At 69.4% G+C, this 10,551-nt stretch carries 9 protein-coding genes; 2 read left to right on the top strand and 7 right to left on the bottom strand.

The genetic code is table 11. The annotated features are described in order from the left end of the window. Nucleotides 1-470 precede the first annotated feature (470 nt). The 7 genes from VJN29_RS16085 to VJN29_RS16055 all read right to left on the bottom strand — a co-directional run bounded on the left by VJN29_RS16085 (nucleotide 471) and on the right by VJN29_RS16055 (nucleotide 8,799). Entirely contained in the window at nucleotides 471-1,760 is a 1,290-nt protein-coding gene (locus VJN29_RS16085) for a thymidine phosphorylase (RefSeq protein ID WP_324144644.1), read from the bottom strand. A gap of 37 nt (nucleotides 1,761-1,797) precedes the next feature. After that, entirely contained in the window at nucleotides 1,798-2,232 is a 435-nt protein-coding gene (locus VJN29_RS16080; RefSeq protein ID WP_324144643.1) for a cytidine deaminase, read from the bottom strand. Further along, nucleotides 2,229-3,506: an ABC transporter permease gene (locus VJN29_RS16075; RefSeq protein ID WP_324144642.1), complete on the bottom strand. Its 1,278-nt coding sequence runs from the start codon at nucleotides 3,504-3,506 to the stop codon at nucleotides 2,229-2,231. The genes VJN29_RS16080 and VJN29_RS16075 overlap by 4 nt, the downstream gene beginning before the upstream one ends. Then, the gene (locus VJN29_RS16070; protein WP_324144641.1) at nucleotides 3,503-4,618 is read right to left on the bottom strand and encodes an ABC transporter permease; all 1,116 of its coding nucleotides are present in this window, start codon (nucleotides 4,616-4,618) and stop codon (nucleotides 3,503-3,505) included. The genes VJN29_RS16075 and VJN29_RS16070 overlap by 4 nt, the downstream gene beginning before the upstream one ends. Continuing rightward, on the bottom strand, nucleotides 4,618-6,180 hold the full coding sequence (locus tag VJN29_RS16065; RefSeq protein WP_324144640.1) for an ABC transporter ATP-binding protein: 1,563 nt from the start codon (nucleotides 6,178-6,180) through the stop codon (nucleotides 4,618-4,620). The genes VJN29_RS16070 and VJN29_RS16065 overlap by 1 nt, the downstream gene beginning before the upstream one ends. 209 nt (nucleotides 6,181-6,389) lie before the next feature. Further along, nucleotides 6,390-7,451 (bottom strand): BMP family ABC transporter substrate-binding protein, encoded by a 1,062-nt coding sequence (locus tag VJN29_RS16060; protein WP_324144639.1) that lies wholly within the window; start codon nucleotides 7,449-7,451, stop codon nucleotides 6,390-6,392. A 121-nt stretch (nucleotides 7,452-7,572) separates the two neighbouring features. Continuing rightward, the gene (locus VJN29_RS16055; protein ID WP_324144646.1) at nucleotides 7,573-8,799 is read right to left on the bottom strand and encodes an amidohydrolase; all 1,227 of its coding nucleotides are present in this window, start codon (nucleotides 8,797-8,799) and stop codon (nucleotides 7,573-7,575) included. Between the two features lie 63 nt (nucleotides 8,800-8,862). On the opposite strand from VJN29_RS16055, the gene VJN29_RS16050 reads away from it, so the two are divergent. Both VJN29_RS16050 and VJN29_RS16045 read left to right on the top strand, forming a co-directional pair. Beyond that, complete coding sequence (locus tag VJN29_RS16050) at nucleotides 8,863-9,519, top strand: (2Fe-2S)-binding protein (RefSeq protein ID WP_324144638.1); 657 nt, start codon at nucleotides 8,863-8,865, stop codon at nucleotides 9,517-9,519. 106 nt (nucleotides 9,520-9,625) lie between these two features. After that, the gene (locus tag VJN29_RS16045; RefSeq protein WP_324144637.1) at nucleotides 9,626-10,531 is read left to right on the top strand and encodes a DUF559 domain-containing protein; all 906 of its coding nucleotides are present in this window, start codon (nucleotides 9,626-9,628) and stop codon (nucleotides 10,529-10,531) included. Nucleotides 10,532-10,551 lie beyond the last annotated feature (20 nt).

Below are 10,551 nucleotides of genomic sequence, written 5' to 3'. Positions count from 1 at the left end.
TGACTGAGCAAGAACAACTAGCCAAAAGCTAGAAATTCACATCAACCAAAGGATAAAAAAACGCGTGGAGACACAACCAACCACCCCAAAACAAGGCAGCCAGCCACACCCCCACAACGAGGTAATTGGCATCGATCATTTGACACGCTGTTGAGTTCTCAAGAACCGGACACACACCATCAACCAGCCAACAGACCAGCCTCCGGGGCAACCCTTCAAGTTTGCCGCTCGTCTGCTTGGGAGTCAAATCCGTGACCGCCTCTTGGAGGCGCCGGACCCGCTCGCTTGGTTTCCCTTGCGGCAGAGAGAACACTACACGGCCCGCCGCCGATCTCCTAATCCCGTCTTGGACCGGTCCCAGACCGGCCACGGACCGGCCCCAGACCGGCAACGGACGGACCGGACACATGCCCTGACCTGCTCAAACGCGGTCCCCGGGGGTGCTACGGGGAGGTGACTTGGACGGCGGATCAGGCGATCCGGTCGATGACGATCGGGGGCAGGTCCGGCCGCGAGCCCTCAGGGGCGATGGTGAACCCGCCGTCGAGCGCTTCCAGAGCCCGGTCGAACCGCCCCGGGTCATCGGTGTGCAGGGTCAGCAGCGGCTCCCCGCCCCTGACGACTGCGCCGGGCTTGTAGTGCATCTCGACCCCTGCGGCGGCCTGCACCGGGTCCTCCTTGCGCGCCCGCCCGGCACCGAGGCGCCAGGCCGCCACGCCGACCGCGAGGGCATCGAGCTCGACCAGGACGCCGTCGGCCGGCGCGAGGAGGTGGTGGGTCTCCTTGGCCGTCGGCAGCGCCGCGTCGGGGTCACCGCCCTGGGCCCGGATCATCCGGCGCCACACGTCCATGGCGCGTCCGTCCTCGAGTGCGTCCGCAGGGTCGACGTCGCCCCTCCCGGCGGCGGCAACCATCTCGCGGGCGAGGGCCAACGTCAGCTCGACCACGTCCTGCGGCCCCCCACCCTCGAGCACCTCCACCGACTCGCGGACCTCCAGGGCGTTGCCGGCCGTCAGCCCGAGCGGAGTCGCCATGTTCGTCAACAGCGCCACGGTCTCGACTCCAGCGTCCGTGCCCAGCCGGACCATGGTCTCCGCCAGCTCGCGCGCCTGGCCGAGCTCCTTCATGAAGGCCCCGGAGCCCACCTTGACGTCGAGCACGAGGGACCCGGTGCCCTCGGCGATCTTCTTGCTCATGATCGACGACGCGATGAGGGGCACGCACGACACCGTGGCGGTCACGTCCCTCAAGGCATAGAGCTTCTTGTCGGCGGGGGCGAGGCCAGCCCCCGCGGCGCAGATCACGGCGCCGACGTCCTCGAGCTGGCGCATCATCTCGTCGCTGCCCAGCGAGGCGCGCCAGCCCGGGATCGACTCGAGCTTGTCGAGGGTGCCGCCGGTGTGGCCGAGCCCGCGTCCGGAGAGCTGAGGCACCGCGACGCCGCATGCAGCGACGAGCGGTGCGAGCGGCAGCGTGATCTTGTCGCCGACGCCACCGGTCGAGTGCTTGTCGCTGGTGGGCCGGGAGAGCCCCGAGAAGTCCAGCCGCTCGCCCGACCTGATCATCGCGTCGGTCCAGCGGGCGATCTCCTCGGCGCTCATGCCGTTGAGGTAGATCGCCATGGCCAGCGCCGACATCTGCTCCTCGGCCACGACACCGCGCGTGTAGGCGTCGATCACCCAGTCGACCTGCTCGTCAGTCAGCTGGTTGCGGTCTCGCTTGGCAGCAATGATGTCCACGGCGTCGAAGGCTTCGGTCACGGTGCCATCATGTCCCAGCCCAGCGGCATACGGCCGCCTATCGCGCCAGTGCGTCCAGGTCTTCTCGGCCGAACGCCTGGGGGAGCACCTGGGTCATGGGCAGGACGCCCTCGGGGGTCATCAGGAGGCACTCGGGCCCGCCGTTCTCCCACAGCAACTGCCGACACCGACCGCAGGGCATGAGGGCGGTGCCGTCGCGGCCGACGCAGTGGACCGCGACGAGGCGCCCGCCGCCGGTCGCGTGGAGCTCGGACACCATGCCGCACTCGGCGCAGAGGCCAACGCCGTAGGAGGCGTTCTCGACGTTGCAGCCGGCCACGACCCGCCCGTCGTCGACGAGCCCCGCGACGCCGACCGGGAAGCCCGAGTAGGGGGCGTATGCCCGCTCCATGAGCTCCACCGCACGGCGGCGGAGAATCTCCCAGTCGATGTCGTATGCCGCTGGGCTCGGTCCCGGCCCAGCCTCCGTCACGAGGCCTCCCCCTTGCGATAGACGAGGCCGTCGGCCTTGGGCATCCGTAGTCGTTGTGACGCGAAAGCCAGCACGATGAGCGTCGCGAGGTACGGCGTCATGCCGGTCAGCTCGCGGGGGAAGGTCGAGCTGACCATGAACCAGACGAGGACGACGACCGCCGTGACCGCACTGACCACTCCGACCACGCGCTGTCCGTTGCGGCGACGCCAGAGTGCCCACAGGCCCCACAGGAGGAGGAACACCCCGAAGGGCAGCAGGTAGGCACGCACGATGTTGCCACCGCCACGCAGGTTCACCGTGTCGGCGTAGCCGAACAGGCCGGCCCCGGCCGCGAGGCCTCCGGGGCGCCAGTTGCCGAAGATCATGGCCGCGAGGCCGATGTAGCCGCGGCCTCCGGTCTGGCCCTCGCGGTAGAGGTTCGACGCGACCATGGCGAGGAAGCCCCCGCCCAGACCGGCGAGCCCGCCGGAGACGAGGACCGCCATGAACTTGTACCTGATCACGTTGACGCCGAGCGTCTCCGCGGCCACCGGTGACTCCCCGCAGGACCGCAGCCGCAGGCCGAATGCGGTGCGCCAGAGGATCCACCAGGTGGCCACGAGGAGCAGCACGACGATGACCGTCAGGACGGACAGGTTGGTGACGAGGGCGCGCAGCACGCTGGCGACGTCGGCGAGGATGAAGACCCCACCCTGCTCGACGTCCGCGAGGGCGTCGGAGAGGGGCGTGATGGTCAGGCGCGGCAGCTCGGGCAGGCTCGGCGACTGGGTGCCACCGGTCTCCGTGAAGGTGCGCGTGGCGAGGTAGGCCGCCGCACCAGCACCGAGCAGGTTGAGCGCCACACCGGAGACGATGTGGTCGACACCGAAGATGACCGTTGCCAGGGCGTGGATGGCCCCGCCGATGACGCCCATCATGATGGCGCCCAGCACGCCTGCCCAGGCGCCGTAGTGCACCGCGAAGAAGGCTGCGCCCCAGGTGCCCATGATCATCATGCCCTCGAGGCCGATGTTGACCACGCCCGCACGCTCGGACCAGAGGCCGCCGAGTCCAGCGAGGGCGATGGGTGCTGCGAGGGCCAGGGCGGCGATGAGCGCGCCGGACGAGCTCATGTCGTCCGCACCCGTGATGACCCGGGTCAGGGAGACCACGACCAGGCCGACGGCGGCGAGGACGAGGACGCGACGCCACCCGACGAGGTTGGACAGTCCCCGACGCGGCGCACCGCCGGCGGGCGATTCGGGCGTGGTCTGCGTCGTCAGCTGGCTCATGCCGGCGCCCCTTCCTTCGTCATGGATCCTTGCTCGGCCAGCGCCTGCGCGACCTTGCGCTGCTCGAAGCGAACGTTGGCCCGGCGGATCACCTCGTAGGCGATGACGACCGACAGGACGATGACGCCCTGGATGATGAGCACGAGTCGGTCGCTCACCCCCGCGGTGATCTGCAGTGCGTTGGACTGTTGCTCGAGGAAGCCCCAGAGAAGCGCGGCGAAGACGATCCCGATGGCGTTGTTGCGACCGAGCAGGGCGATGGCGATGCCCGCGAAGCCGAGACCGGGCTGGAACGTGGAGCCGTAGGAGTAGTCCTGGCCGAAGAGCAGCGGCATGCCGACGAGCCCCGCGACGACACCCGAGAGCACCATGGACGTCATCACCATGCGCTTGACCTTGACTCCGCTCGCTACTGCCGCGGTCTCCGACCGGCCGGTCGCCCGCAGGTCGAAGCCGAACCGGGTCTTCTCGAGGATGAACCAGTAGAGGAAACCGACGATGACGGCCAGGAAGAGGAAGCCGTACACCTCGCGCGACACCCCTGGGATGAGCTGGATGCCGGGGACCCGGGACTCCTCGGTCAGCGGCCTCGTGCTGACGACGTTGGATCCCTCGGTCCGGAAGGCGACCTTCCGGAGCAGGAAGGCGACGAGGATCGTCGCGATCGCGTTGAGCATGATGGTCGAGATGACCTCGGAGACTCCTCGATAGACCTTGAGCAGACCCGCGATCCCGGCCCAGATCCCGCCCGCGAGCATGGCCACGACGAGGCCGAGCAGAATGTTGAGCGGCCCGGGCAGCCAGGCTTCGCCGACCACGACCGCCGCGGCGAACGCCGCGATCCGGTACTGCCCGTCGACGCCGATGTTGAACAGGTTCATCCGGAAGCCGATCGCCACGGCAATGGCCGAGATGTAGTAGACGATCGAGGCGTTGATGATCGCCACCACGACCCGTGGCCGCGGCACCGACAGGATGGTGCTCCAGACCTCGCCCACGGGGTCACCGGCCGCGACGAGGATGGCCGACGTGACAATGACGGCCACGACGATGGCCAGCGCCGGGGCGGCGAGGCTCATCAGGATCCGGCGCAGGTCGAATCGGTCGCTCATCAGGCTGCTCCGTCCGTCGCCGTTGCCCCGGTCATCGCCCCGCCGAGCTCTTCCTTCGTCACGGTGTCGGGATCGAAGGGCCCGGACAGGCGTCCTCGCAGGATGACCCTGATGGTGTCGGACAGGCCGATCAGCTCGTCGAGGTCGGCGGAGATGAGCAGGACGGCAAGGCCGTTGCGCCTCGCCCGCTTGAGCTGGTCCCAGATCGCCGCCTGGGCGCCCACGTCGACGCCGCGCGTGGGGTGTGCGGCCACCATCACCTTGGGCTCGCGACGCATCTCACGGCCGATGATCAGCTTCTGCTGGTTGCCGCCTGACAGCGAGCCGGCAGTCACGTGGATCGATGGCGTCCGGACGTCGTACTGCTTGACGACCTCTTCGGTCTCCTTCCGTGCGGCACCCGCGTTGACCAGCGAGCCCCCCGGCCCGGAGGCGTAGATCGGCTCGGTCTGGTGACCCAGGATGACGTTCTCCCACAGGGGTGCCTCGAGCAGCAGCCCATGCCGGTGCCGGTCCGCGGGGATGTAGCCGACGCCGGCCTCCCGGAGCTCCCGGGTCTCCCAGGTGGAGGTGTCCACCTCGCCGAGCAGGATGCGGCCCGATGAGGGCTCGCGGATTCCCATGATCACCTCGACCAGCTCGTCCTGGCCGTTGCCCTCCACGCCGGCGATTCCGACGATCTCGCCCGCGCGGATGGTCAGCTCGATCTCGCTGAGCAGGGGACGCCCGCCGAGGGGGTTGTCGAGGGAGGTGTCCTCGATGACGAGCAGGGGCGTCTCGGTGACGGTCGACTCCTCGGTACTCGGCGACGGCAGCTCTGAGCCGACCATGAGCTCAGCGAGGTCGCGAGCGGTGACGTCCTGGGGCAGGACCTCGGCCACCGTCGTTCCCCTCCGGATGACGGTGATCGCGTCGGCGACGCTGAGCACCTCGTCGAGCTTGTGCGAGATGAAGATGACGGTCAGGCCCTCCGCCTTCAGCTCCCGGAGGTTGTCGAAGAGCTCCTCGACCTCCTGGGGCACGAGGACGGCGGTCGGCTCGTCGAGGATGATGATCCGGGCGCCTCGATAGAGAACCTTGAGGATCTCGACGCGCTGCTGCGCTCCGACGCCGAGGTCCTCGACGAGGACGTCCGGGTCGATGCCCAGGCCATAGGCGTCGGAGATCTCCCTGACCTTCGCGCGGGCCGCGTCGCCGATGCCGTGGAGCCGCTCAGCCCCGAGGACGACGTTCTCGAGGACGGTGAAGTAGTCGGCGAGCTGGAAGTGCTGGAACACCATCCCGATCCCGGCGTCGATCGCGTCCGCGGGTGACTTCAGCGCTCGCACGGTCCCCTCGACGGAGATCGTCCCCTCGTCGGGCTGCTGGACCCCGTAGAGGATCTTCATCAGCGTCGACTTGCCCGCGCCGTTCTCGCCGACGATGGCGTGCACCGTCCCACGATGCACCGTCAGCTCGATGTCCTTGTTGGCGACGACACCGGGGAACCGCTTGGTGATCCCGTGCAGCTCGACCACCGGCTCCCCACGCGCCCCGGCCGGCTCCACAGTGGGCGCAGGCATCGACCCCCGGTGCGACGGGACGCTGGCGGTTGTGTCATTGGGGACGATGACGCACGCTCCTCATCAGGGCCCGACGGCGCGGGCGGCGACCGAAAATGAACCACCACGCCGAACGTACACAGTCGACAGGCGGCTGGGCGGTAAACGGCCCGGACAACGCGGGCGCGTCGTCCGGGCCGTCCACGGCTGACCGGATGGGGTCTCGAGGCTCAGGGAGCCGTGGGGACCTTGATCTCGCCGGAGATGATCTTCTGCTTGAACTCGTCGAGCTGGCCCTTGATGTCGTCGATCTTGCCGCCCGTCGTGGAGTAGTCCACGCCACCGGCCTTCAGGTCGAACACCTTGTTGCCGGCCGTAAACGTGTCGTCGCTGACCGACTTGATGAACTCGAAGACGCCGACGTCGACCTTCTTGATCATCGAGGTGATGATGACGTCGCGCACCGCGGCGTCAGCGGTGAGGGCCTGGTCGGAGTCGACGCCGATGGCCATCTTGTTCGCGGCCTTCGCGGCCTGGAACACGCCCCCACCCGAGCCGCCGGCCGCGTGGTAGACGACGTCGGCGCCGGCCTGGTACATGCCGTCGGCGGCCGCCTTGCCCTTGTCGACCGAGTTGAAGCCGGAGAAGTCGGGGACCTGGGTCAGGTACTGGATCTTGATGTCGATGTCGGGCTTGACCTGCTTGGCGCCCATGACGTAGCCGGCCTCGAACTTCTTGATGAGGTCGGTCTCCACACCACCGACGAAGCCGATGACGTTGGACGTCGACTTGAGGGCCGCCGCCGCGCCGACGAGGAACGAGCCCTCGTTCTCGGCGAACGTGATCTGCTGGACGTTCGGACCAGCCGAGTCGGGCGATGCATCGTCGACGATCGCGAACTTGACCTCCGGGTTCGCCTTGGCGACGATCCCGACGGACTTCGCGTACGCGAAGCCGACGGCCACGATGTTGTCGTAACCGGCGTCGATGAGCTGCTCGAGGCGCTCCTCGCGAGCGGACTCGGGCTCACCCGACGTGGCGGTCGCCTCTTGGCCCTCGACACCCAGCTCGGCCTTGGCCTTGTCGAGCCCGGCAGCGGCAGCGTCGTTGAAGGACTGGTCTCCGCGCCCGCCAACGTCGTAAGCGAGCCCGACCTTGATCGGCTCGCCAGCAGGCGCTCCGGTGCCGGTGCCGTTCGCCCCCGGGGTGGCGTCCGGGGTGTCACTGCCACAGGCAGCGAGTCCGAGCGCGGCAGCGGCGACGACTGCTGCGATCTTGGTTGCGTGACGCAAGGGTTGCTCCTTCACTCCATCGGCCGATGACGACATCGGCCCTGATGCCACGCACTGTAGACCCGGACAGCGCCACGATTTGGAGCACTCCGCCAAACTCGCCGCAAGTGTTACCGATCCGCTACCGCGTGCGAGGCGCACGCATCCCGGTCGGCCGGGGCAGGAGGTGGTGTGCGGCGGAGGCCAGCACACAGCCGGCCAGCGTGCTCGCGCCGACCGCGATCGCACCCTCGTCGACGACCAGGTCGCCCCGGTGCAGGTCGTAGGTCGGGCCCCCCGGTCGGCGGGTGCCGAGCCGGGCCATGGCGCCGGGAACGTGGCTCAGGTACCACGCGAAGTCCTCGCCGCCCAGTGACTGGGGCGTCGAGGCAACCGTCGCCCCCGCACCGACGACCGCGGCGGTCAGTGCGTCGATGCAGGCGGCGTCGTTGTCGACCGGTGGCACGCCCTTGGTGATCGTCACGTCGGCGGCCACGGCGTACGGCGCGACGACGGCGTGGACCACCTCGTCGAGAAGCTTCTCGACCCCCTCCCAGGTCTCGGCGTCGAGCATCCGGAGCGTGCCACCCGCCCTGCCGGTCGACGGGATGACGTTGTGCGCACCGCCGCTGTGGATGGAGCCCCAGACGAGAGCCGCCGCCGCTCGTGGGTCCAGCCGGCGTGACAGCGCCGCGGGCACGTCGGTGACGACCTTGGCGAGGGCGTACGTCAGGTCCTGCGTCAGGTGCGGCCGGGAGGTGTGTCCGCCGCGTCCGGTGAGCGTCACCTCGACCTGGTCGGCAGCCGCGGTGATCGGGCCGACGCGCAGGCCGACATGGCCCACGTCGAGGGCGGGGTCGCAGTGCAGCGCGAAGATCCGGTCCACCCCGGCCAGGCCGTCCTGGGCGACGACGTCCTGGGCGCCGCCGGGCATGAGCTCCTCTGCCGGCTGGAAGACGAGCCGAACACCGACGCCGTGGTCACGCAGGAGGTCCTCCACCGCCTTGAGCGCGAGGCTGGCGCCGAGCAGCGCCGTCGTGTGCACGTCGTGACCGCAGGCGTGGCTGACCCCGTCGGTGCGAGAGGCGAACTCGAGCTCCGTCTGCTCGCGAATCGGCAAGGCGTCGAGGTCCGCCCGCAGGGCGACCCGGGTGACTGGTTCGGGAGCGCCGACGTCCGCGACCAGCCCGGTCCCGTGAAGCGGACGCACTGCGATGCCGGCGCTGTCGAGGCGCTCCGCCACGAGCCGAGTCGTGCGCACCTCGGCCCGGCCCAGCTCGGGATGCCGGTGCAGGTCCCTCCGGAAGTCGATGAGCTCGCCCTCGTGCTCGGTCACGACACGGGAGATCTCGTCGAACGGCGGGGGCATGGTCACGAGTAGGAGAGTCTACCGAGAGGATGGGTGGCGCCCGACCACGTCGAAGGAGCAGCAGTGTCCTCGCGCCCGCTCGAAGAGGTCGTGCACGTCGTCGACCGCGCGCTCCCCCACGTCACCGTCTCCGTTGAGGCGACGGGTGCGGTCACGTGGGTCGCCGACGTCACCGCGCACGCTGCCGCCGGGGCCGACCCGCTCGCGCCATGGCGGCAGGCACTCGCCGCCCGACAGGGCTCCGAGCGCAAGCCGCACGTGGCGGCTGCCTTCGTCCTGCAGTGGTGGTGCGAGGTCGTCGCAACCCCGCTGGCGTATGCCGCTGAGCTGGCCTCCGTGGTCATCGACCCCTCCCCGACGGGACTGGGTTTCCAGCTCGCGCCGGGGCTCTACCCGTCCCGCATCGTCGTCAGACCCGGTCACGCCAGCGTCGTGGAGCCCGCCGGCCACTCGAGGGAGGCTGCGCTGGAAGCGAGCTCAGCGGCATACGGCCAACTGGTGACGCGTGTGGTGCGGGACTACGCGCCCGACGTCAAGATGAGCTCACGGCAAAGGTGGGGGGTCGTGAGCGACGTGTGGGCCATCGCGGTGCGCAGCGCTACCGGCGCGGCCGGGCGGTATGCAGAGCCAGCCAGGAGAACGTCGTGCTGCTTCATCGTCGCGCTGCCCGGCATGACCGCGTGCGCGGGCTGTCCCCAGGGGTCAACCAACCGGAAGTAGGCGGTGGGCGCTGGTCCGGTGAGCGTGGATGCGGCTGGCGTTCCGGTCGGTTGACCCCTGTGGACAATGTCAGCGCGGCGTGGCGGCTGAGTCAGAGGCTGGGACCATGCATCCGCAGACCGCCCTCCGCAGACTCGGCGGCATCGCCCGTCGGGACCAGCTCCGCGCACTCACCCACTGGCGGAAGATCGACAGCGCACTGGTCGACGGATCGATCGTGCGCACCGCCCACGGGTGGTACTCGCTGCCCATCGCGGAGGGGGGCCGGTTGGAGGCCATGCGCCTGACTGGAACCGCCTCCCACCTGTCGGCGGCCAACCACTGGGGCTGGGCGGTGAAACACACCCCCGACGTGCCGCACGTCACGGTGCGGTCCAAGCGCAGCCTGCCGGCCGGGTCGGGCGACGGGGTGGTGCTCCACTGGCGCGATCTCGCCGCGGAGGACGTCGTCGATGGCTGGGTGACCAGCAAGGAGCGGACCGTCATTGACTGTTGCCTGGACCTGCCGTTCGACGAGGCGCTGGCCGTCGCGGACTCGGCGCTGCGCTCTGGTTTCAAACGTGCAGCGGTGCTGGAACGGGCCGAGTGGCTCGGCCCGCGGCAGCTGGTCAAGGTGCGGTGCGTGGTGGCCGCTGCGAGTCGCCGTCCGGCCAACCCGTTCGAGTCGGTGCTGCGGGCCATCGCCCGGGGCGTTCGAGGACTTGAGCCGGACCCGCAGCACCGCATCCGCCATGACGACTTCTACGCCCGCGTCGACCTCGCCGACCCGGAGCTGGGCATCGTGCTCGAGGCGGACAGCTTCGAGTTCCACGGGAAGCGGCCTGCGATGCGACGCGACTGCAAGCGATATGACGAGCTGGTGGCCCGTGGGTGGCTGGTGCTCCGGTTCACCTGGGAGCAGGTGATGTTCGAGGCTGAGTGGGTGGCCTCCGTCATCCAGCGAACGGTGGCGCTGCGGCTCGCCGAGCGGGGTCAGCCAACCGGAAGCAAGGGCCGGGTGCGGGCTGGCTGAGCACGAGCGGGGGCTGGACT

Source organism: Intrasporangium sp. (assembly GCF_035280925.1).
In the GTDB taxonomy this organism is placed as follows: Bacteria; Actinomycetota; Actinomycetes; order Actinomycetales; family Dermatophilaceae; genus Intrasporangium.
Note: the sequence above shows the minus strand (reverse complement) of the source record. Positions and strands in the feature narration are given on the sequence as shown.